General features: G+C 63.2%; 23 protein-coding genes. 9 read left to right on the plus strand and 14 right to left on the minus strand.

The features are described from left to right. Positions 1–9: 9 nt before the first annotated feature. From B9Z01_RS23990 to B9Z01_RS24010, 5 genes are read right to left on the minus strand one after another with little or no spacing between them, the layout of a single operon-like run. The gene (locus B9Z01_RS23990; RefSeq protein ID WP_085487657.1) at positions 10–216 is read right to left on the minus strand and encodes a hypothetical protein; all 207 of its coding nucleotides are present in this window, start codon (positions 214–216) and stop codon (positions 10–12) included. Further along, the gene (locus B9Z01_RS23995; RefSeq protein WP_208626159.1) at positions 209–982 is read right to left on the minus strand and encodes a hypothetical protein; all 774 of its coding nucleotides are present in this window, start codon (positions 980–982) and stop codon (positions 209–211) included. Before B9Z01_RS23995 ends, B9Z01_RS23990 begins: the two co-directional genes overlap by 8 nt. Then, positions 982–1,797 (minus strand): hypothetical protein, encoded by an 816-nt coding sequence (locus B9Z01_RS24000; RefSeq protein ID WP_085487661.1) that lies wholly within the window; start codon positions 1,795–1,797, stop codon positions 982–984. The genes B9Z01_RS23995 and B9Z01_RS24000 overlap by 1 nt, the downstream gene beginning before the upstream one ends. Then, complete coding sequence (locus B9Z01_RS24005) at positions 1,794–3,296, minus strand: hypothetical protein (RefSeq protein WP_143809051.1); 1,503 nt, start codon at positions 3,294–3,296, stop codon at positions 1,794–1,796. Before B9Z01_RS24005 ends, B9Z01_RS24000 begins: the two co-directional genes overlap by 4 nt. Before the next feature lie 22 nt (positions 3,297–3,318). Next, positions 3,319–3,609, minus strand: a complete 291-nt coding sequence (locus B9Z01_RS24010; protein ID WP_085487665.1) for a Flp family type IVb pilin — start codon at positions 3,607–3,609, stop codon at positions 3,319–3,321. A gap of 461 nt (positions 3,610–4,070) precedes the next feature. On the opposite strand from B9Z01_RS24010, the gene B9Z01_RS24015 reads away from it, so the two are divergent. Beyond that, entirely contained in the window at positions 4,071–4,925 is an 855-nt protein-coding gene (locus tag B9Z01_RS24015; RefSeq protein ID WP_085487667.1) for a helix-turn-helix domain-containing protein, read from the plus strand. A gap of 45 nt (positions 4,926–4,970) precedes the next feature. Here the strand turns inward: B9Z01_RS24015 and B9Z01_RS24020 are convergent, their stop codons facing one another. Next, the gene (locus tag B9Z01_RS24020; protein ID WP_085487669.1) at positions 4,971–6,794 is read right to left on the minus strand and encodes an ATP-binding response regulator; all 1,824 of its coding nucleotides are present in this window, start codon (positions 6,792–6,794) and stop codon (positions 4,971–4,973) included. Next, a complete protein-coding gene (locus B9Z01_RS24025; protein ID WP_085487671.1) occupies positions 6,791–7,402 on the minus strand; it encodes a putative pterin-binding protein in 612 nt (203 codons plus the stop codon). Before B9Z01_RS24025 ends, B9Z01_RS24020 begins: the two co-directional genes overlap by 4 nt. A gap of 661 nt (positions 7,403–8,063) precedes the next feature. Here B9Z01_RS24025 and B9Z01_RS24030 point away from each other — a divergent pair. Further along, positions 8,064–8,414: a hypothetical protein gene (locus tag B9Z01_RS24030; RefSeq protein ID WP_085487673.1), complete on the plus strand. Its 351-nt coding sequence runs from the start codon at positions 8,064–8,066 to the stop codon at positions 8,412–8,414. A gap of 123 nt (positions 8,415–8,537) precedes the next feature. Here the strand turns inward: B9Z01_RS24030 and B9Z01_RS24035 are convergent, their stop codons facing one another. Continuing rightward, entirely contained in the window at positions 8,538–8,981 is a 444-nt protein-coding gene (locus tag B9Z01_RS24035; protein ID WP_085487970.1) for a MarR family winged helix-turn-helix transcriptional regulator, read from the minus strand. A gap of 138 nt (positions 8,982–9,119) precedes the next feature. On the opposite strand from B9Z01_RS24035, the gene B9Z01_RS24040 reads away from it, so the two are divergent. Further along, positions 9,120–10,658, plus strand: coding sequence for a DHA2 family efflux MFS transporter permease subunit (locus B9Z01_RS24040; RefSeq protein WP_085487675.1), 1,539 nt, complete (start codon positions 9,120–9,122; stop codon positions 10,656–10,658). A 37-nt stretch (positions 10,659–10,695) separates the two neighbouring features. On the opposite strand, the gene B9Z01_RS24045 is transcribed toward B9Z01_RS24040, so the two are convergent. Next, the gene (locus B9Z01_RS24045; protein ID WP_244196147.1) at positions 10,696–11,430 is read right to left on the minus strand and encodes a FadR/GntR family transcriptional regulator; all 735 of its coding nucleotides are present in this window, start codon (positions 11,428–11,430) and stop codon (positions 10,696–10,698) included. A 182-nt stretch (positions 11,431–11,612) separates the two neighbouring features. On the opposite strand from B9Z01_RS24045, the gene dgoD reads away from it, so the two are divergent. Then, positions 11,613–12,761, plus strand: a complete 1,149-nt coding sequence (dgoD, locus tag B9Z01_RS24050) for a galactonate dehydratase (protein WP_025602604.1) — start codon at positions 11,613–11,615, stop codon at positions 12,759–12,761. Positions 12,762–12,945: 184 nt separating this feature from the next. Then, positions 12,946–14,280, plus strand: coding sequence for an MFS transporter (locus tag B9Z01_RS24055; protein WP_244196148.1), 1,335 nt, complete (start codon positions 12,946–12,948; stop codon positions 14,278–14,280). Between the two features lie 89 nt (positions 14,281–14,369). Here the strand turns inward: B9Z01_RS24055 and B9Z01_RS24060 are convergent, their stop codons facing one another. After that, the gene (locus tag B9Z01_RS24060; protein WP_085487677.1) at positions 14,370–15,299 is read right to left on the minus strand and encodes a CopD family protein; all 930 of its coding nucleotides are present in this window, start codon (positions 15,297–15,299) and stop codon (positions 14,370–14,372) included. Continuing rightward, positions 15,296–15,673: a copper homeostasis periplasmic binding protein CopC gene (gene copC, locus B9Z01_RS24065; protein WP_085487976.1), complete on the minus strand. Its 378-nt coding sequence runs from the start codon at positions 15,671–15,673 to the stop codon at positions 15,296–15,298. Before copC ends, B9Z01_RS24060 begins: the two co-directional genes overlap by 4 nt. A 328-nt stretch (positions 15,674–16,001) precedes the next feature. On the opposite strand from copC, the gene B9Z01_RS24070 reads away from it, so the two are divergent. The 4 genes from B9Z01_RS24070 to B9Z01_RS24085 all read left to right on the plus strand — a co-directional run bounded on the left by B9Z01_RS24070 (position 16,002) and on the right by B9Z01_RS24085 (position 20,611). After that, complete coding sequence (locus B9Z01_RS24070) at positions 16,002–16,733, plus strand: c-type cytochrome (RefSeq protein WP_085487679.1); 732 nt, start codon at positions 16,002–16,004, stop codon at positions 16,731–16,733. A 19-nt stretch (positions 16,734–16,752) separates the two neighbouring features. After that, positions 16,753–18,051 (plus strand): c-type cytochrome, encoded by a 1,299-nt coding sequence (locus B9Z01_RS24075; RefSeq protein ID WP_085487681.1) that lies wholly within the window; start codon positions 16,753–16,755, stop codon positions 18,049–18,051. 132 nt (positions 18,052–18,183) lie between these two features. Beyond that, entirely contained in the window at positions 18,184–18,804 is a 621-nt protein-coding gene (trhA, locus tag B9Z01_RS24080; protein ID WP_085487683.1) for a PAQR family membrane homeostasis protein TrhA, read from the plus strand. A gap of 202 nt (positions 18,805–19,006) precedes the next feature. Next, complete coding sequence (locus B9Z01_RS24085) at positions 19,007–20,611, plus strand: DEAD/DEAH box helicase (RefSeq protein ID WP_085487685.1); 1,605 nt, start codon at positions 19,007–19,009, stop codon at positions 20,609–20,611. 82 nt (positions 20,612–20,693) lie between these two features. On the opposite strand, the gene B9Z01_RS24090 is transcribed toward B9Z01_RS24085, so the two are convergent. The 3 genes from B9Z01_RS24090 to B9Z01_RS24100 form a co-directional block, all read right to left on the minus strand. Beyond that, a complete protein-coding gene (locus B9Z01_RS24090) occupies positions 20,694–21,218 on the minus strand; it encodes a hypothetical protein (RefSeq protein WP_085487687.1) in 525 nt (174 codons plus the stop codon). A 146-nt stretch (positions 21,219–21,364) separates the two neighbouring features. Further along, positions 21,365–22,192 carry a ferritin-like domain-containing protein gene (locus B9Z01_RS24095; RefSeq protein ID WP_085487689.1) on the minus strand — a complete coding sequence of 276 codons (828 nt, stop codon included), beginning with the start codon at positions 22,190–22,192 and terminating at the stop codon, positions 21,365–21,367. Positions 22,193–22,349: 157 nt separating this feature from the next. Further along, a complete protein-coding gene (locus tag B9Z01_RS24100; protein ID WP_085487691.1) occupies positions 22,350–22,535 on the minus strand; it encodes a hypothetical protein in 186 nt (61 codons plus the stop codon). Between the last annotated feature and the right edge of the window lie 15 nt (positions 22,536–22,550).

The raw sequence follows: 22,550 nt of genomic DNA on the forward strand, positions 1-22,550 counted from the left end.
TTAGTGGGTTCAGGGCATGGACAGCGTGTACGAATACGCCTGGTAAAACGACTTGAAAGCCGCCAGCAGTTGTGAGATCACCGAGTTGTCGCCGGCGATCAGCACAACGACGACCAGTAAAACGATCACGATATATTCGGCATAGGCCTGGCCTGTCTGGCGGGCCTGGGGTGCGTGCAAACTGCGCAGCCGGCGCACGCGGCGCGGTTCATTCATATGCGACATTGATCACCACCGAAGTCGAACCCTTACCCTGGGTAAATGCGGCATCGAGGCGATAACCGTTCTTCTGCATCGCAAGCGCCTGCCCGAACGGCGCGCTATTCGGCCGGCCGATCGCCGGGCCGGCCGACACCGTGTGCCAGCCGTCCTTCCTGAGCTGATCGGCATACGCCGCGCTTGCCTGAGCGAGCGACGGCTCGGCCAGCGACATCTGCACGGTGCGCGCGACGATGCCGCCATCGGTGCTCGTCATGTCGAGCAGCACCTTGCCCATCGGCAGCGGATAGTTCCCCGGGCGCAGCGCGCGCGGCAGCGACTGGGCATCGGTCAGACGCATCACGCTGAACAACCCGCGAACCGGCGCCGACTGGTTCGGCGGCAGTTGCAGCGTATAGCTGCATTGCGCCGACAGCGCGCTGAGTATCAGCGTCTTCGGGTTGTGCATCCGGTGCGTCGCGACGCGGTGCTCGACCCAGTACTGCGTGAACGCATCGGCGATCTGACTGGTCGATTTGTCGAAGGTGATGAGCGCGACTTGCGTCGGCGTACCGTTGATGACCATATCGTGGCCGACCCACTCCACCTTCTGGCCGGTCACCGGCATGTCGTCGCAGGCATCGCTGGCGACCGCGCGGGTCGCCGCGCCAAGCGCGAGGCCGCAGACTGCCAGCAGACGCAGCCAACGCCCCAGCGAAGTCCCGGACACGCCTGCAGACAGCGTCTGGCCTGCCGACGCGACAAGAGCACGTGGTGTGCGCATCATTTATTCCCCAGCCGGTCCTGCGGCACCACGTCCGGCTCGATGCGGCCGAGATCGAGGTGCGAGATGTCTATGCCGAACGGCGCCAGCACGTCGAGCCCGTATTCGATCACCGAGCCTTTCGCGGTCGGCACGGCGTCCGCGATCATCGCTTTGGCCTTGTCGCTGCCGTCCGGCGTCCACGTGTTGGTCAGCAGCGCGTTGTGGTCGGCGAACGTGACGCCCTGCCACGACGGCCACAGACTCGAAAGTGTCGGGCTGTCGTAGCCCATGTGCAGTGAAACGCTGGCCGTCTGCTGATTTTTCACCGGCAGATCAAAACCCGCGCCGATGCCGCTCACAGAGCCAAGCAGCCCGAGGGCCTTGTCGGCGACCGTGCCGGTACCGGAGCTCGAATGGCTCACCTGCAGGTCGCTGTACTGCCTGAGCATGTCCTTGCCGGCAACGTCGCGCCACATCGGCTCAGGCTGCGCGGCGAGCGCGTTGGCCGAACCGTCTTGCGAGGCGAGCTTCGTGTCGTGGCCGAGCACGCGCTGCGCGATCTCGCTGCGGATCTGCGCGTCGCTCTTCGTGATCGCGCTGCCGTAGGTGGGTGCCCAACTCTTGTCGTCGAAGTAGACCGTGCGCTCCCACGCTGCGTAACGCGAAGCCGACAGCGTGCGGTCGCGCGCATCGCTCAGGTGTCCGATCATGTTCATGCCGAGGAATGCGAGGATGAGCGCGCTGCCCGCGATCACCAGCACTTCGACGAGCGCCTGACCCTGCTGCGCCCGGCGGCGTGAACGCACCGCCACCATCTTGCGTCGCATGTTCATGGCGCACCCGCCGATTGCGCCAGATCCGCCGCTTCGAGCGCCGCCATATTGGTAGCGACGAGTGACGACTGCCAGTACGGACTGAAGAGGCTCGGGTACTCCCACTTGTTATCGTCGCGCTTCCAGTGCGTGAGATTGTTCAGCGCGCCCGCCACACCTGCCGATGAATCGGCGGGCCGGATGAAATAGGCGCTCGCGCTCGCGACCGAACGCATCTGGTTGTTCGCCGTGCCGTCCGTGACCTGCAGGCGGCCGTTGGCGATGTGCAGCTGGTCAGTGGTACGGATCGACGACGATGCGCGCTGCACTTCGACTGTGATGGCCGGTGCGCGATTGAAGTCGTCGCCGTCGGCGGGTGTTTTCAGTGTCGAGAGTTCGAGATAGGGTTGCAGGCCGCCGTTGGATGACGATAGCGATCTGCCCGGCCCCTTGTCGTACTGGTCGGTCGCGGCGATCCTCGTGAGCGCACTGGTGAGCGCGCCGCCAAAGTTGTCGTAGCCGCCGTAGCCTTGCGTTCCGGAATAGCTGCCGCCGGGACCGTTGGCCGCGCCTCCGGAACCGGCATCGCCGATAATCGGACCGCCGGCGACGCCGACTTCGAAGTAGCAGATCCAGAAACCATTGACGTCGGTCGCGTCGAGGCTTTCCCAGCCGCGCTTGTCCGGCCGCAGTTGTGTGCCGCCGCGGTGATTGTTGTCCGCCACAATGGCGCTAAAGCCCGGGCATTCTTCGACGATACTCGCTACGAACGGATCGCGGATATTGGGGCCGCGCTGCTGAACGAACTGATCGAGCGTGGTCTTGTCGGTCACCACGTCGGCGAAGCGATCCTTGCCGGTCTGCCCGGCGGGCGTATTGCGCTTCGCGAAGTTGAGCGTCGAGTTGAGTGCGAGCGCACCACGCGTGGCGAAATAGGTCTTGGTGGCGTGCGAATTCGACTCGTTGGCTTGCGCGACCTCTTCGGCCACGACGGGAATCTGCAACAGCATCGAATCGTGAAACGCCGCCTGCTCGGTACTAAGTACTTTGTCGAGCCCGTCGATGGCGACGGTGGCGATACGCGTGGCAGTATCCAGCGCGCTTTTCGCCACATTGAGCACCGCGCTGCCGCCTTGTTTAGGTAGAGTCCAGGTCGCCTCGGCGGTGAGTGCCGTCGATTCGATGAAGAAATCGAACCCGTGCGTGTTCTTATACGTGCCCGCCAGTTCATCAACATACGACTTGATACTGGCCATCTGCGCGGCCGCCACCTGATTGGCAACCATCGCCCGATTCGTGTACGCGGCAAAGTTCAGGTCGCGCGCCTGCAGCACGCCGACGCTGAACGCGGCGGAATCGGCGGTGTCCTGTTCTTTGGTCTTGGCGTGAGCGAGTTGGGCCGCGTTGAATGCCAGATACAACGCGGCCGCCCCGACGACCAGAAAAACCAGGGCGAACGGCATCGCCTGTCCCCGCTGGACAAGGCGGCGAGCACGACGCCGTTCGAGATGGGTTTTCATCGCTGGAATCCGCTCGGCCGCGTTAGTGGTTGCCGTTGTTGTAGGTATTGAGCGTCTTCTGCGTATTGCCCTTCGAGCTCGCGTCCTTGGCAGCCGTGTCAGCGTTCTGGATCGCGTTGGCCGAGTTCGAATCGCCGGCCATTTCGAGCGCGAGGCCCGCCGTCTGGTTGCGGATGGTCTTGCCGAACGCCGCATACACGCCGATAGCCGCTACCGCGATCAGAGCGACGATGATGATGTATTCGGTCATCCCCTGGCCGAGTTGACGCCGGCGCCGAGAAAGGGTTTTAACTGCGGACTTCGCTTGAAGCATGGCGTACTCCCATTGTTTAGAAGACAGCATTGACATCGATAAAGGCGTGCTTAGCCCTCCCCTGCAAAAGGATCGATGCAGGCGGATCGCAAAACAGGCCGGGACAGTGCAACGCGAGGCTGTGGCATGACCTGCTGTTCGTACGGAAACGCACGGTTAGCAGGGGCATCCAGGTCGATGCTGTATGGAGATATTTACCGAATTACCAGGATTTGATTTCCATGCAGCAATTTTTTCTTGCATTAGATGCAACCCGCATTGCATCTAATGAGAGTACCAATCGTCTAATGCACCTGTCAATTTGGTAAACGGGGCTTATCGTTGCATTTAACAATAATTTACTGTAACAAAATGTAATGACCGCGTTTCATGGTCTGCACCAAGGCCCGCTTGCCCTAATGTCGCGCCGTACTGTCGGGTGTTAGGCTTCTCAACCCGCACCAAAAAGGAACACTGACCGAATGCAGCACTCGCAGGACAATCTGCTGGTGGCGAATTGCGTCGCCCAGCTCATGGACCGCCATCAAGTTCCTCGGCAGAAACACGCCGGCACACTTGCGAAAACGCTCGGGCTGAGCTTTGCGCAGGCGCATCGCAAAATGCGGGGTCAGAGTAATTGGACGTTTATCGAACTCAAGCAGATTGCCGACGCCTTCGGCGAGCCGATTACGGTACTGGTCGATTCCCCGCAACCCGACCGGCAACCCGGCACGCCCGCGTTGCTCGATGTGGGTTCGAAGCTGTTGCCGTGCGTCGTCTGGCTTGGCGGTGAAGTACCGGCGGGCCGGTCGCCGGAATATGTTGCCGTGCACATGTCGGGGGTATGGCGCATCTATTCGCCCGAGAGCGCGCCCGTCGGCATCAGGCATGTCGTCGAACTGATCGAGATCCGCCCGCGGCCAGCCGAGACCGCCCAACCGGCGGTGGCCGTCGTCGATGACGATGGCGGCCGCGACGCCAGCGGCCTGAAGACGGCCGACACGATCTGCCTGTATCTGAACGAGAAGGGCTTCGACGCCACGCCGTACTACGATGCGTCGAGCTTTCGCAAGGCGCTTCGGCACACGCGGTTCGACGCATTCGTCGTCGACTGGCTGCTCGGCACCGAGACGGCCGAGGCCGCCATTAGCGACATCCGCCAGACCGGCAACCCGAAGGCGCCCGTGTTTATCCTGACGGGGCAACTGGAAGCCGGTAACGTCAACGAATCGGAAATTGCACGGGTGATTACCGCGTTCGACGTCAATGTGCTCGAAAAGCCCGCCAGACTCCCCCTGCTGGCCGCCGAGATCAGCAAGCGGCTGATGGCGAAATAGACGCGCCCGAAAATCCGGGCACCGTGGCGGACCATACCGGGACTGTCAGGAAACCGGGCTGTCGTCGGCCCAGACCGCGTCGAGCGCAACCTTGAGAATGTCGGCTCGAACAGGCTTCATCAGGTAATGCTCGAAGAGCCTGCGGCTCTCAGGGGCAAGCAGCTCCGGAGCCAGGGCGCTGCATGCAATGAGCGGAGCCTCCTGGTTCGCTCCCGCCGTCCGGCGGATTTCCTGTGCGAGCGTGATGCCATTCACCTCGGCCATATTGATGTCCATCACGATGGCGTCGAACCGCTGACGCGCGGTTACCTTGAGCGCTTCCCGCGCGTTGGACGCAACCGTGCAGCCGATCCCGTGCGACGTCAGGATCGCGTTGAGCAAACCTCTGACCGACTCGTGGTCGTCGACCACGAGGACTTGCCTCTGCGGCGCAGGATCGGGTTGCTCCGTCTCCTCCTTTGGGGCGGCAGGCGGCGCATTGACTTTTTCCAGCGGGAACACGACATGGAAAGTACTGCCTTTGCCCGGTTCGCTTTCCACATGCATGGCAGCCCCGAGCAACTCCACGAGTCCCCTGACGATCGCGAGGCCGATGCCGATCCCATCATGGCGCGGCAAACCCGACGACTGCAGTTGCGTGAACGGCATGAAGATCTGCTCGACCTGAGCGCGTTCGATGCCGATGCCCGTGTCCTCCACACTGACCGACAATTCGTCATTCGTCTGGCCGCGACGCAGTGAGGCGCGCATCGTCACTTTTCCGTGCTCGGTGTATTTGATCGCATTGCCGAGCAGATTCGTGACGATCTGCTGAATCCGGTCCGGGTCCGACAGATTGAAAACGTGCTGATCGCTCGCGATGACTTCAAGCTGCAACCCCTTGCGGTGTGCTCGCTCCGAGACCGATTCGACCGCGGCCATCAGCACGTTATAGTGATTGAACACGCGTTTGCGCACCGTCAGTTTGCCGGCCCCCATGCGGGAGAAGTCGGTCAGATCTTTCATCTGGGCGTCGAGCACGTCGGCCGCCCGCGCAAGCTGCTCGATCAGCAGCTTGTCCGTACCCGAGAACTGTCGTTCGGCGAGGACGTCGGTGGCCGCCATGATGCCTTGCAGCGGCGTGCGCAGTTCGTGGCCGATCATGCCGAGGAACGCGTTTTTCGCGTTGACCGCATTGGCCGCCGCCAGCGCGGCCTCTCTCTCCCGTTGAAGCGCGGCTCGCTGCTGTGCCGTGAGTTCGCGCCCGCGCCGTGCGTTGCCAACCAGCAGCCACGCGAGGACCAGCAACGCAATGGTCGAGCCGGCGCTGGACTGCATCAGCATCTCCCGGCGTCTTGCGTAGTCCTGACGCACATCGTCGCGCCGTTTGCTGTCGGCGTTTCCCACGATCATCTCGAGTTCGGCAAGCGGGCGTTGCAGTTCATCGAAGCTAGCCATGATGGCCGCGACATTTTCTTTCCCGTCCGGCAGCGCTTCTATCTGACGCGAAAGCCGCTCCGCAATGTTCTGGATTTTCTCCACGCTGGCGCGGGAACGCGGCTCCGCCTTGAACGGAAACACCGCGTCGGTAGGCGCGGACAGCAACGCGACTTTCGACTCGAACACATCGAATTTGACAGTGACCTCGTCCATGCCGCGCAAGCCTTGCGCGTACTGCAACACGGCAATTTCCGCTTTCAAGGCCGACCGTTCCAGCTGCCCGATCGCGAAATTGTCGTCTTGCGTCGTGCGCTGGGAGAAGCTCTGGCTGTCAGCGCGAGACACGATGAACAGGTAAGCGGAATAACCCCACAGGACGACGAGTAAAGCCAATAGCGCCGCGGACAGCGACACCCTGATTTTGCTTGCCCTCGATTTTGGGACTTTCATTTAACCTCGATTCTACGAACCTGAAAGACAAACCGCCTTGTGTTACTGATGGTGCTCAATTCTCGATGATATTCATCACGCGGAAAAATAATGAACAGGGGTCCGAAGTCCTTCAGAGTCAGCTCACGTCCGTTTTCACGATATGCCAGAATGGGTTCATATTTCTTGATGAATGCCAGTGGAATTTCCTGGCTGTAATCGTCATAGGCAAACACGCGAATAGTCGATCCTCGAATCCCGGCCTTCTTCAGTACATCGGTTAATAGCGGCCCCTCCCATAGTTCGGAGCCCGTCCAGTTGGTCGAACTTCGAATCGCATGCACGGGCATGGCAAGCAGCTCCTCGCGCGTGAAGGTGCGCTCGTTGTGTGGAGCCGCAGCCTGGTACGCAATGTTGCCATCTACATCCAGCTGGAGCAAATCTGGATCCGCATGTGCGGCGCCGGCCGACATGAGCGACAGCCAGACAATATAGACACGAGACCTGCGTGGCAAGCCGAACCGCCTCACTCCGCCGAGTGTGACAGTACGATGATTTTCTGCTTTATCCGAGTGGTTAATCGGGCAGTGCGCGCCCCGTTTAACATTCTTCAAGAAGGGCATGAGCATGCGCCACACCTTTTTTTAGTCGCTCTCAGAGCTGGAAAACCAGATAATAGTGGTCATTGATTTATCCCTGATGTAAGTTTATGTAACATGTGCCACACCTCGCGGAAACAGACAGGAATTGAACGAGGTCCGGCGGCAATTTTTGAACGACCGGCTGAGTAGTGGACTAATTCTAATCAACGGAATTACAAGAATTACAAAAAACGTTTCAGGTCAGCGTGGTGAAAAAAATTGCGCAACAGCCACTTGCAATTCCAGGGACATACTGATCTGTTAATGCAGTCGAAAAACCTTGCAATTGCGTGTCTACCTGGACCGCGCCAGGTCGGCGCAAGCCGGACGGCGGTTTTGTCGCGGTGAGGATCAAGGGGTGAGCGAGACCAAGATGCACAGTACTACTTACATTGCAAAATCATGGGAATGAGCGGCGACGCAAGCACAGCTTCCGCGCGCACGCTTCGGCCAAAGCCTTGACTGCTACAGCAAGCTACCCTGATACTGTTGCTACAGCTTGGTGAAAACAGAGTAGTAGAAGGGGTTTGCGGCCAATAAAGCTGGAATCCCTGATTCGCCATCAGCTTCAGGAAAAAGCCGTTGACCACAAGGTTCAACGGCTTTTTTGTTTTGGCTTCCAGAAACGCAATTTCGAAGAGGTTTCCTGATGACGTTCCGCACCGCCGCGCTCGCCGCAACCGCCGCTGCCCTCACGCTCGCCGGCACGACCGCAGCGCTCACGGCCCAGGCCCAAACCCCGGCTACGCCCGACAGCCAGTGGCGCGCCAGTTCGACCACGCTCGCGACGCTGCTGCAGGACGGCTACAGGATCGTCGCTGTCGTCAACGATGCGCGCGGCAATGCCGGCCCGGCCGACACGATCTTCGTGCAGCGCGATCAGAGCGCGTTCAAATGCGTCGACCCGCTACAGCCGGATGCGAGAACGAAACCGGCCGCGCCGTCCTGTTATGAGCTGATGCCGCCGAGCGGTGCCGCGCCGGCGTCCGAGCCGAAATAGCGGTTGGTGATGATCTGCGTTTGCGATGCGCGGGTCCGCAGGCACTGATCCGCGCACTGCCAGCGCGCTACCAAACCAACGGGCGCGCGCAGTCACACCGCAGCGCAAGCTCGCCAACACGCTTCACCGATCCACCAGCCGGCTCAGATTGCCGCGCACCCGCTGCAGCAACGCAATCAGTTGCGCCGCCTCCTCGTCGCTAAAGCCGTTGAGCGCTTCGAGCGCGACCTCATCTCCCACCTTGCGCGCCTTGCCGAGCGTGCGCTCGGCTTTCGGCGTCATGCGCACCTGGCGCTCGCGGCGGTCCTGCGGATTCGCGGTCCGCTCGATCCAGCCGCCCTCCTCCATCCGGTCGAGCAGGCGCCCCGCCGAGATCGGCGCGACTTCGAGCAGATCCGCGAGCCGCGCCTGATTGATATCGCCGTAATGGCCGAGGTAGGCCAGCACACGGCACTGCGCGCGTGTCAGATCGACTGACGATTTCGCGAGATCGTCGAAACGCTTGCCCGTAAGACGGCCGACGTCGGAAATCAGAAAGCCGAAACGCTCTTCGAGTTGGGTTTTCATGCACGAATTATACGAAAGCACTTCGACTCCCAGCACGGCTGCGCATGCGTTTGGGCCTCAGCACAACTCCCGATAGCATAAGCCCGTTCAGCCGATATAATAAGCATGCTTACTATATCGACCTTCTCCCCGCCCTTCATGTCTTCCGTCTCCACGCCGGCGAGCGCCGCCGCACCGCTCAACCGGCCGATGATCACGATCTCGATCATGCTAGCGACGCTGATCCAGACGCTCGACAGCACGATCGCCAACGTGGCGCTGCCGCATATGCAAGGCACGCTGTCCGCGTCACAGGACGAGATCACGTGGGTGCTGACTTCCTACATCGTCGCCGCCGCGATCGCCACGCCGCTCACCGGCTGGCTGTCGGATCGCCTCAGCGTGAAGCGGCTGCTGCTGGTCGCAATCGGCGGCTTCACGGTGAGCTCGGCGTTATGCGGCCTGTCGGAAACGCTGACGCAGATCGTCGCGTCGCGTCTGCTGCAAGGCATTTTCGGCGCTTCGCTGGTGCCGCTCTCGCAATCGATCCTGCTCGACATCAACCCGCGCGAAAAACAAGGCCAGGCGATGGCCGTGTGGGGCATGGGCGTGATGGTCGGGCCGATTCTCGGACCGACGCTCGGCGGCTGGCTCACCGATAGCTACAACTGGCGCTGGGTGTTTTTCATCAACGTGCCGATCGGCGCGTTCGCACTGTTCGGCGTCGCGACCTTCCTGCCGACGCGCGAGCCGAAGCACGACGTCAAGTTCGACGCGTTCGGCTTCATCACGCTCGGCCTCGCGATCGGCGCATTGCAGGCGATGCTCGATCGCGGCGAGCAGCTCGACTGGTTTTCGTCGACCGAGATCGTGATCCAGGCGCTCGTCTCGGCAATCAGCTTCGCGTTCTTTCTCGTACACACGGCAACGATCGGCAAGGACTCGTTTTTCAAATACCAGTTGCTGAAGGACCCGAACTTCGCGACCGGCACGTTCTTCATCTTCGTGATCGGCGCGGTCATGTACGCGACGCGCGCGCTGCTGCCGCCGATGCTGCAAAACCTGATGGGCTATCCGGTCGCGACCACGGGCCTCGTTACCGCGCCGAGCGGCGCGGGCACGATGATCGCGATGCTGATCGCCGGGCGGCTATTGAGGCGCGTCGACGCGCGGCTCCTGCTGCTCGCCGGCTTCCTGATTTCGGCGTTCGCGCTCTGGCAGATGATGCATTACACGATCGTGCTGTCGGCGTCGGATATCGTGTGGCCCGGCGTGATTCAGGGTTTCGGGCTCGGCCTCGTGTTCGTGCCGCTCTCGGCGCTGACCTTCTCGACGCTGTCGCCGGAACTGCGCGCGGACGGCACCGCGACCTACAGCCTGATGCGCAACATCGGCAGCAGTATCGGCATTTCGATCGTGCAGACGCTGATGACGCGCAACACGCAAGTCTCGCACGCAGACCTCGCGGCGAACGTGACCGCGTTCAACCCGGCGATCCAGCCGATGCTCGACAGCGGCTCGAACTACGACATCGCGGCGCTCAATGCGTCGATCACGCAGCAGGCGTCGATGGTTGCGTATCTCAACGACTTCAAGCTCATGTTCGTGGCGACGCTGCTGGTGATTCCGCTGCTGTTGCTGATCCGGCCCGCGCACAAGGCGCCGGATGCGTCGGTGGCGCATGCGGCGATGGATTGAATTCCGGCCTCACCCCTCCTGCCTCATCCCTCCTGCCTCATCCTTCAATTCGCCCGCGCGTCACGCCGAGCAGTGACGCCATTGCCGCGCGGGCCGCCGCGGCATCGCGCGCGCGGATCGCCTCGAACACCGCGGTGTGCTCGGCGAGCGACGCATTGAACACGTCCGCGCGTTTCGCGTTGAGCCGCAGTTGCGCTTCGAGCGTGCGCTCGATCAGCGCGCCGAGCGGAATCAGCAACTCGTTGCTGCACGCGATCAACACGCCCATATGGAATTGCAGATCCGCGCGCACCCACTCGTCGACGTTGCGCGCCGCCACCATTGACGCATGCGCGGCCGTGAGCGCGCGCAACGTCTCGTCGGTATAGGCAGCCGCCGCGAGGCTCGCCGCGTACGGCTCGATCATCTCGCGCATTTCCTGCAGCTTGAGTGCGAACGCCAACGGCTCGGCAACCCGCGAGTACCAGTCGAGCAGATCGGCATCGAGCAGATTCCACGCCGGCTTCGGCCGCACGCGCGTGCCCACGCGCGGCCGCGACTCGATCAGCCCCTTCGACGTCAGCGTGCGCAGCGCCTCGCGCAGCACCGTGCGGCTCACGCCGAACGCCTCCATCAACTCCGCTTCGCGCGGCAGGATCGAATCGGGTGCGTAGTCGCCGCGCAGAATCGCGGTCGCGAGCAGTTGGGCGACTCGCCCGTGCAGGTCGTGCTGAATGGCTTTCTCCCGGCTGCTGGTGGTGTCGTGGCGCGGCGGCAGTTCTTTCGATCTCACCACTATGTGGCAAATAGTACTATTAATAGTACTTTAAAGCACTTTTGTTGTAGCATGGAATCCTCGAAATTTTTCGCATGGAACCCGAGCCAGTGCTGTGCACGGAACCGGAGCAGGGCTAAAGCGCCCGCTCCGGTTGACCGCCCAGGCGCTGACCCCGACCGACACAGGAGACGCACACCATGAAAATCACCAAGCTCGAAACCTTCATCGTCCCGCCGCGCTGGTGCTTCCTGAAGATCGAGACCGACGAGGGCATCGTCGGCTGGGGCGAACCGGTAGTAGAGGGCCGCGCGCATACGGTGGCCGCGGCGGTCGAGGAGCTGTCCGACTATCTGATCGGCAAGGACCCGCTGCTGATCGAGGACCACTGGCAGGTGATGTACCGCGCGGGCTTCTATCGCGGCGGCCCGATCACGATGAGCGCGATCGCCGGCGTCGACCAGGCGCTGTGGGACATCAAGGGCAAGCATCATGGCGTGCCCGTGCATGCGCTGCTCGGCGGCCAGGTGCGCGACCGGATCAAGGTCTACTCGTGGATCGGCGGCGACCGTCCGAGCGACGTCGCCAACAACGCGCGCGCGGTGGTCGAGCGCGGCTTCAAGGCCGTGAAGATGAACGGCTCGGAAGAGCTGCAGATCATCGACACGTTCGACAAGGTGCAAGGCGTCATCAACAACGTCGCGGCGGTGCGCGAGGCGGTCGGGCCGAACATCGGCATCGGCGTGGACTTCCACGGCCGCGTCCATAAGCCGATGGCGAAGGTGCTCGCCAAAGAACTCGATCCGTACAAGCTGCTCTTCATCGAGGAGCCGGTGCTCTCGGAGAATGCCGAGGCACTGCGCGACATCGTCAATCAGACCAACACGCCGATCGCGCTCGGCGAGCGCCTCTATTCGCGCTGGGACTTCAAGCACATTCTGTCGGGCGGCTACGTCGACATCATCCAGCCGGATGCGTCGCACGCGGGCGGCATCACCGAGTGCCGCAAGATCGCCTCGATGGCCGAAGCGTACGACGTCGCGCTCGCGCTGCATTGCCCGCTCGGCCCGATCGCGCTTGCCACCTGCCTGCAGATCGACGCGGTGAGCTACAACGCGTTCATCCAGGAACAGAGCCTCGGCATTCACTACAACCAGGGCAACGACCTGCTCGACTACATCAGGAATCCTGAGGTTTTCAAGTACGAAGACGGCTTCGTGTCGATTCCGCAGGGCCCCGGCCTCGGCATCGAGGTCAACGAAGAGAAGGTGCGCGAGATGGCGAAGGTCGGCCACCGCTGGCGCAATCCGGTGTGGCGTCACGCGGACGGCAGCGTCGCCGAGTGGTGAGCGGATGAGGCGGAACGCTGCCGGCGGGCAGCGTTCCGGCTTCGGGCGCGGCCCGGAGTGCGCGGTTCCTGGCCTGCCCCCGGCGGCCGCTGTCGCGCGCCGCCTCTTTGTCGGCGCCCGCGTGCCTGCCCTTGCGTTTCACCTCTCCCCGCTCCGATAAAAAATCATCAAGAGGCTTCTCTCAGTGGAGACAACCTACTCCCACGGCCAGACGCAAGCGACCGGCAAACGCCACCGCCTGCTTGCGATGCTGTTCGTCACCGTGGTCATCACGTATCTCGACCGCAGCAATCTGTCGATCGCGGCAACTGCGATCGGGCAGGATCTGCAACTCGACCCCGCCCAGATGGGCCTCGTGTTCTCGGCCTTCGGCTGGTCGTACGCGCTGCTGCAGATTCCCGGCGGCATACTGGTGGACCGCACGCGCCCTCGCCTGCTGCTTGCGCTCATCATCGGGCTGTGGTCGCTCGCAACGCTGCTACAGGGCTTCGCCAGCGCGTTCGCGATGCTGCTGTCGCTGCGCGTGCTGCTCGGCGCGCTCGAAGCGCCCGCTTATCCGACGCTCAACCGCGTCGTCACCACCTGGTTTCCGGACAACGAGCGGGCCCGTGCGATCGCAAGCTACACGTCCGGCCAGTACGTCGGGCTCGCCTTCCTGACGCCCGCGCTCGTGCTCACGCAGGAACATTTCGGCTGGCAGGGCGTGTTCTTTCTGACGGGCGCGATCGGCCTCGGCTGGGCGCTGGTCTGGTACTCGCTGTACCGTGAGCCGTCCGAGGCCGCGGACGTCAACGCGGCCGAACTCGAAATCATCCGTGCGGGCGGCGGCCTGATCGAACTCGGCGAAGCGGGCAAAACGGACCAAGCGGACCAAGCGGGCCAAACGGGCTATAGGCAACGCACGCGCTACACCGCTGCCGACTGGCGCGCCGTGCTCGGCAACCGCAAACTCTGGGGCGTATATATCGGCCAGATCGCGGTGACCTCGACGCTGTGGTTCTTCCTCACCTGGTTTCCCACCTACCTCGTCAAGTACCGGCACATGGACTTCCTGAAAGCCGGCTTCATGGCGGCCGTGCCGTTTCTCGCGGCATTCGTCGGCATTCTGGGCTCGGGCCTGCTGTCGGACTGGATGATCCGGCGCGGCGTGTCGGCCACCGTCGCGCGCAAGGTGCCGATCGTCACGGGCTTGCTGCTGTCGACGGCGATCGTCGGCGCGAACTATGTCGACACGCCCGCGATGGTGATCCTCTTCATGGCGATCGCGTTTTTCGGCAGCGGCTTTTCATCGATCACGTGGGTGCTGGTGTCGTCGATGGCGAAAAAGGAGTTGCTCGGCCTGACCGGCGGCATGTTCAACCTGATGGGCAATCTGTCGTCGATCTGCGTGCCGGTGGTGATCGGCTTCATCGTCAAGAACAGCGATTTCAAGCCCGCGCTGATGTTCATGAGCGCGGTCGGCGTGGTCGGCGCGCTGTCGTATCTGTTCCTCGTGGGCAAGATCGAACGCATCCGCTGACGCGTTGCGCGCCATGGCACGTCACGGCGCCCGCGCGTTACGCCAACGCAACGCGCGGGTCCGGTTCGGCCGGAAAGAAGATCGCGCGCTCAGCCGAGCGCCGTGAACGCCGGCACGCTATGCGACAGCGCCGCCGCCACGACGAACACGCCGATCATCACGAGCGCTTCGAGATAGATCAGGTTGACGAACGTGTGCGCATCCATCGTCGACGCGGTGCGGCGCAGGCGCGGCAGCGCCAGCATCCTGTTCAGCCCGCCGAGCACGAGCGCGAGCGCGACCAGCATGAGCTTGAGCGTGAGCACATGCCCCCACGTGCTCGACAGGATCGCCTCGAACGAGCCGCCCGAACCGCGCACCGCATTGAAGATGCCCGACAGCAGCACGAGCGCCACCGCGACGATCGATACATTCGACACCTGGGCCGCCGTGCGGATCAGCATGCCGCGCGCGGTCGACGCGCCGAGCGCCGGCAGGACCGCGAGCCCCGCGGCCATCGCGAGGCCGCCCCACACGCTCGTCGCGAGCACGTGCAGCGTTTGCATGCCGATCGCCGCCGACGCCACGCCGGCATCGGCCGCATGTCCGAGCGACGCCTTGCCCGCCGCGACCGCAAGCACCGCCAGCCACAGCAGCACATTGCGCAGCAGGCCCGTGCCGTGCGAGAGCGCCGTGCCGAGCAGCACCAGCGCGCCGCCGAACGCGACGCTCCAGCCATAGCCGACGTGCGTCTGCATAAGCACGGTCGGCACCACGGCGAACGCCGCGGGCAACGCGACGCCGCTCATCGACGCGCTCTGATACAGCAGCCAGCCGAGATCCGCGAGCACCAGCACGATGGTGGCCGTGAGCATCGAACGTTGCGCGCGCGTCCAGCCGGGGCGCGCCGGTGACACGCTCTGCCGCGCATCTTTGGCGAGCCACGCGGCAAGCAGCGCCGAACCGACGGCGAACGCAAACGAGACATTCATGAGCGCGGCCATTGCGACCTGCCCGATCCACAGTCCGTCGAAGTTCATTTGACGTTGAACGCGAAGTCGCCTTGAGTGCGATGGCCGTCCGTCGCCACCGCGATCCAGTGCACCGCATAGCGGCCAGTGCTCAACTGCGGGAGCGGCAGATGCATGACGCGCGCATCCCCTGCGTCGACCGCCGACGCCGCGGCCGCGGCGGGCTTGCCGCTCGCATCGGAGAGCGTGATCCGGCTGAAGGCCGGCTCGAGCGGTTCGGTGAAATGGATCGTCACGTCGGTGGGCGCGGCGACCTCGGCGTTCGCCGCCGGCACGCTCGAGGCCAGATGCGCGTGCGCGAATGCAGTGGACGACACCGCCAGCGCCAGCGCGCCGGACATCAACGCGCGCAGCGCCGGAAGGGAAAAATCGAATAGCTTCATGTAGGGCCGATAGCTGATGAGATGAGAACAAACGGTGAGTGGCAAGCCGGGGCGCGCATCGGTCGGACGGCGGCCAGCGAGCCCGGAAGTGTACGCTTCGATGGCGCGCGCGGGCATCGGTTCAACGTGCTTCGCCGAATGCGATGCGCAGCAACACGCGGGATAACACACGCCGCGCGGCATACTGTCGCATGGCAGTCACACCAGAAACCGTCTCTAATGCGGCAAATAGTCACCATCACTCTTCGATGATAGAATGCTGCGTCGCCGCAGCGACGGCTGTCCTTCACACCGAGCCGCCCGAAGTTCGGTCAGGTCCCCGATTCTGATGGAGTTACGCGTGTCTTCAAGACGCCTCTTCCGCCCGTTGCTTGCCCTTCTGCTGATCGGCTCCGCGGGTGTCTATAGCGCAGCGAAAGCGCAGACCCAACCGAAGGCCCCCGACACGATGGAAGCGCGCGTGCAAGGTTGCACGGCCTGCCACGGCTCGCATGGGCAAGGTACCGACAACGATTACTTCCCGCGTCTCGCGGGCAAGCCGGCGGACTATCTGTTCAATCAGTTGCAGAACTTCCGCGAAGGGCGCCGCAAGTACCCGCCCATGAATTACCTCGTCACGTATCTCTCCGACGACTACCTCCACAAGATCGCCACCTTCTTCTCGCAGCAGCGCCCGCCCTATCCGCCGCCAGCCAAGCCGACGGTGTCGGCCACCACGCTCACGCGCGGCCAGCAGATCGTGCTGCACGGCGACGAGTCGAAGCAGGTGCCCGCTTGCGTGGCCTGCCACGGCAAGGCGCTCACCGGCATGGAACCGGCAATCCCCGGTCTGGTCGGGCTGCACGCGGACTACATCAGTGCGCAGCTTGGCGCATGGCGCTCGGGCTCGCGTCACGCAATCGCCCCTGACTGCATGCACACGATCGCCACGCGCCTGACCGACGAAGACGTGAACGCCGTCGCGGCCTGGCTTTCCACGCAACAGGCTCCTCAAAACCCCGTGCCGGCTCCGGCCCGCTCGTTGAAGACTCCGCTTGCCTGCGGCAGCGAACCGCAATAAGGCCGGGAGAGACACTCAAATGAAACGCAAGTCTTTGTTCGCCCTCTCGGCAGTCGTCGTGGCTGCGGCTGCCGCACTCGTTCCCGTCCTCTGGTCGGGCGGCGACAACCTGCATAGCGGCGCGGCCGTGGCGGCCACCCCCACCGACCAGGCCGAACTGATCAAGAAGGGCGAGTACCTCGCCCGCGCCGGCGACTGTATCGCCTGCCACACGGTGCGCGGCGGCAAGCAGTTCGCCGGCGGCCTGCCGATGGCCACGCCGTTCGGCACGATGTTCACGCCGAACATCACGCCGGACGACCAGTACGGCATCGGCAAGTGGACAGCAGACGACTTCTATCGCGCCATGCACACCGGCCGCTCGAAGGACGGCAGCCTGCTCTATCCGGGCTTCCCGTTCACGAGCTACACGAAGGTCACGCGCGCCGACTCGGACGCGATCTACGCGTTCCTGCGCTCGGTCCCGCCGGTCAACGTGCCAAGCCGTCCGCACGAACTGAAATTCCCGTTCAATCAGCGCAACATGCTGATCGGCTGGCGCACGCTGTTCTTCCGTGAAGGCGAGTTCAAGCCGGATCCGACCAAGTCGGTCGAGTGGAACCGCGGCGCGTATCTGGTCGAAGGTCTCGGCCATTGCGGCATGTGCCACACGTCGATCAACGCGATGGGCGGCCCGGTCAGCTCGGCGGCATTCGCGGGCGGTCTGATTCCGCTGCAGAACTGGTATGCGCCGTCGCTCACGTCGAACCGGGAAGCCGGCCTCGGCGACTGGGATCTCCAGGACATCGCCGACCTGCTCAAGACCGGCGTGTCAAGCCGCGGCGCGGTGTTCGGCCCGATGGCCGAAGTGGTGCACAACAGTCTGCAGTATCTGTCGGCTGAAGACATCAACGCGATGGCTACGTACCTGAAGACGATTCCGCAGAAGAGCGAAGCACCGGAACCGCTGCAGCTCGAAACCTCGGAAAAGTTCGGTGGCGAACTGTTGAAGCAAGGTCAGAAGATCTACGCTGACAACTGCGCGAAGTGCCATGAGGCAAACGGCCTCGGCATGCCACCGGCATTCCCGCCGCTCGCGAACAACCCGTCGATCCAGATGCCGTCGGCGGTCAACCCGATCCGTATGGTGCTGAACGGCGGTTATCCGCCGAGCACGGAAGCGAACCCGCATCCGTACGGCATGCCGCCGTTTGCGCAGTCACTGTCGAATCAGGAAGTCGCAGCGGTCGTGACGTACATTCGTATGTCCTGGGGCAACCACGGTACCTCCGTGTCGCCGCAGCAAGTGTCCGATCTGCGTTCGGCGCCGCTCGACTAAGCAGCGTTTGACGCACCCCGGGCGCGGCCTGCGAAATTCGCGGCCGCGCCCTTCGTTTTTTCAGGACCGGTATCATGTGGGGTTGTTTGTGTTTGTGGCCGCCCTCGTGAGACCGCGCAGGAGGAAAGAGTCGTGCCTGTCGGTGAGCGTTTCAACAGCCTTACCCATCTCGTCGGCGCCGTGCTGTCGGTGGTGGGACTGGTGGCGCTCGTCACGATGGGCGCGCTCGCCGGCGACGCGTACAAGGTGGTCAGCTTTAGCGTCTACGGTGCGATGCTGTTCGCGCTGTATGCGATCTCGACGCTCTATCACAGCGTGAGCCATCCGCGTCTGAAGGCAATTCTGCAGAAATGCGATCATTCGGCGATCTACCTGCTGATCGCCGGCAGCTACACGCCGTTCACGCTCGTCACGTTGCGTGGGCCGTGGGGCTGGTCGCTATTCGGCGTAAGCTGGGGGCTTGCCGCTCTCGGCATCATGCAGGAACTCACGCTCGGGCGACGCACCCGCAGCGTGTCGATGGTGCTGTATGTATTGATGGGATGGCTCGCGCTCGTAGCCGTCCGCCCGCTGGTGCAGGCGTTGCCGGCCGCGGGTACTGCCTGGCTCGTGGCTGGCGGCGTCATTTATAGCGCCGGCATCTACTTCTTCATCAACGACGAGCGCATCCGCCACGGACATGGTATCTGGCACCTGTTCGTCCTGGCGGGCAGTCTGTGTCAATTCGTCAGTGTCGCGCGCTACGTCGCGTGACATCCCACGGCGACGAAATGCAACTTAAGACCAGTCAACGTGTCTGCATAGCGCGTTGAAACATTCGGCACAGGGTTGAACGTGCCGCCGATTTCTCCGTGAACGGAACCGGGCTCCGGCCTCGAGCGCGCCATAGAGGCGTGTTCATGCCATGTGGGTTCCCGTTGGTGCCGTTCGCGACACTGCATTGCAAAGAGCTTTTATGTCTTTTGATTCCCTCGGCTTGTCCGAACCGCTGGTCCGCGCTGTCAACGAACTCGGCTATACCACGCCGACTCCGATCCAGACTCAGGCGATCCCCGCCGTGCTCAACGGCGGCGATCTGCTCGCCGGCGCGCAAACCGGCACCGGCAAGACCGCCGGCTTCACGCTGCCGATCCTCCAGCGTCTGAATTCGATGCCGCCGGCCGCCGGCGGCAAGCGCGTGGTGCGCGCGCTGATCCTCACACCGACACGCGAACTCGCCGCGCAGGTCGAAGAGAGCGTGCGTGCTTACGGCAAGTATCTGAAGCTGAAGTCGACCGTGATGTTCGGCGGCGTCGGCATCAATCCGCAGATCGATGCGCTCAAGCGCGGTATCGATATCGTCGTCGCGACGCCGGGCCGTTTGCTCGACCACATGCAGCAGAAGACCATCGACCTGTCGCATCTCGAGATCCTCGTGCTCGACGAAGCGGACCGCATGCTCGACATGGGCTTCATTCACGACATCAAGCGCGTGCTCGCGAAGCTGCCGCCGAAGCGCCAGAACCTGCTGTTCTCGGCCACCTTCTCCGACGAGATCAAGGCGCTCGCCGACAACCTGCTCGATTCGCCCGCGCTGATCGAAGTCGCGCGCCGCAACACGACGGCCGAAACCGTCGCGCAAAAGATTCACCCCGTTGATCGCGACCGCAAGCGCGAACTGCTCACGCATCTGATCCGCCAGCACAACTGGTTCCAGGTGCTCGTATTCACGCGCACCAAGCACGGCGCGAACCGTCTTGCCGAGCAACTGGCGAAAGACGGCATCAGCGCGCTCGCGATTCACGGCAACAAGAGCCAGTCGGCCCGCACGCGCGCGCTCGCCGAGTTCAAGGACAGCACGCTGCAGGTGCTGGTCGCGACCGACATCGCCGCACGCGGCATCGATATCGATCAACTGCCGCACGTGGTCAACTTCGATCTGCCGAACGTGCCGGAAGACTACGTGCACCGCATCGGCCGCACGGGCCGTGCGGGCGCGACAGGCGAAGCGGTGTCGCTCGTGTGCGTCGATGAACTGCAGTTGCTCAAGGACATCGAGAAGCTGATCAAGCGTTCGGTGCCGCAGGAAGTGATCGCCGGTTTCGAGCCGGACCCGAGCGCGAAGCCGGAGCCGATCCAGCGCCGCAGCCAGGGTGGCGGCGGTGGCCGCTCGCCGCGCCAGGGAGAAGGTGCCGGGCGGCGCGATGGCGCAACTGCCGGTGCACGGTCGGGGGCGGGTGCGAATGCGCGCTCGGCGTCCGGAGCCGCTTCGGCAAAACCGGCGCAAGGAGCGGGACAGCGCTCGGGGCAGCGTTCATCGAACGGTCAGCCGTCACCGCGGCCGCAAGGTGCGAAGCCGGCCGGCAATGGCGGGCAGCCGCGTCGCGACGCGCAACGTCACGACGAGCGGCCGCGCGCGGCCACGCATGAAGGCGCAGCCGCGCAGCATGCGCCGCGCAAACCGCAAGGCAATCGTTCGCACAGCGGCAATCCAGGCGCGTTGCTCAGCGGCGGCGCGAAGCCGCGCAACGATGCGCCGCGTGGAGCGCATCCGTCGCGTAACGGTGAGCGTGGTCGCTGAACTCGCTCGAGTTTCGTGTGAATCCGCTGGTTTGAGGCTGCCGCTTTACCGGCCGTTAGTGCTTCGAGTGCTATGTTGAAGACTAACGGCGGGTTGCGGCGGCGGCCCGCTTCAAATGCTCGACCTGCTTCTCCCACCGGTCGAGCACATCCCTTCCCTCTCCCTCCAGTTCGAACGTAATGCCGCCGGTGAGGCGCGCATAACGCACGCTTTGCGCCTGCGCTGTGTCGATCGAGCCGAGCAGATAGACGAGGCCGCTATCGTCGCTGGCAACACTCGCGAGCGGTGCGAAACGCAACTGCACCTGATAAAACGCCGCGTCGCAAACGAAGGTGAGCGCCGCGCGGCCGGTTTGCGTGATGGCGCGTGCCGCCCTCGCCTGCGGCCATAACGCGATGCACAGCGTGCGCGAATCGGGCGCATAAAGCTCGCCGACGCTGAGCAACGAGGTACGCACATCGCCGTTCGCATCGATACTCAGCAGCGACGCGGTGAAGCCCGTCTTCTGCGCGAGCGACGAGCCGTCGAACAACGCACGCACGGTAGCGGGCCATTCGTCGAACACCTGCTGTTCGAGCGGACGCGAGGATGCGGAAGAATCGCTCATGCGGTCGATCCGGTTGAAATGGACAAGGCTCCATCATGCCTCGAAAACAGCAAGGCCCGCATGAGCGGGCCTTGCTGTGTCACTTCGTTGCGCGCCTGTGCCGCGAATTCATCGCGGCATCGCCGCCAACCCGGCGCGCCGCCGGATCAGCGAAAGAACACATGCTGCGTGATCTTCGCGAGCGGGTAATGCACGCCCGGTTGAATGCGCGCGGGTATATCGAGCGGCTTGAGCAACATCTTCACGCACATGTCGGCCGACAGATTGCGCCGCACGAGCGTATTGATACGCGCCGCGCGCTCGCGGTTGTACGCCGAGTCGTGCACGCGCTCCGGATAGCGGATCGCAAACACATGCCGCAACGCGATCTCCGAATCTTCGTTCTTGATCTCCATGACGCGGCGCATCAGCGCGCCGAGCACCGCGAGACGGCCATTGCCCTCGATCCGGTTGTACTTCTTGAAATACTTGAAAAAGTGCTTGTAGTGACGGACTTCGTCGGTACGGATATTGTCCGTGATCTGCTTGAGCACCGGCTCGTCCGAACATTCATTGATCGCGCGATACAGCGTGGCCGTGCCGGTTTCGACCACGCAGCGCGCCACCATTTCGAGCGCGCGGGTCTTTTCGAAATCGTCCACGGAACAGGTCAGCGAGTACTCGTCCATGAAATTGCGAAACGCGGTGTCCCAGTCGAATTCGGGCCACACGTAGGCGATATAGGTCTTCAGCGAGCGGCCATGCTGCATTTCCTCGGGCTCCCACTCGTTGTTGAGCCAGGCCGAGACTTCAGGGTCGTCGTTGAAAAACGTACTTAGATTGCTGGTGTAGAGATCGGTCCCGCTTTCGATAAACGAAGCCGCGCACAGCAACAGCAGCAGGTCTTCGTTCGCTGCGGCCTTCTGCCGGTCGATGCGGGTAAGGTCGATGTCCTCGATCCGCCAGGGCATGACATGGTTCAGCTCTGTGTGCATCGTGTCTTGCTCCGAATGCTGTACCGACCCGTGGAGCCTGCTCGCAACCGCCCCCGCGCTCGCCGTGATGTTCCCGGTGCCGGATACAACGCCGTGAATTAGAGTTGGGCTCTTGTACTCTGCATGTTAGCTGGTGTTGGCCGATCATGCAGATCACTCAGCACAGACCATGCGGCACTGCCGCAGTTCCAATCCGGAGGTAGGCGAAATATTCCAGCGGATTAAAGCGGCGTGCGAGCGGCGAAAAAAAAGCCAGCTCGATGAGCTGGCTTTCAATCCGCGCACGAAACCCGGCGAATCCGGCGAATCCAGTCGGTCGGCCGAGGCCGGAGCGCCGCAGCATTGACGGCTGCCGCGG

Source organism: Paraburkholderia susongensis (assembly GCF_900177725.1).
In the GTDB taxonomy this organism is placed as follows: domain Bacteria; phylum Pseudomonadota; class Gammaproteobacteria; order Burkholderiales; family Burkholderiaceae; genus Paraburkholderia; species Paraburkholderia susongensis.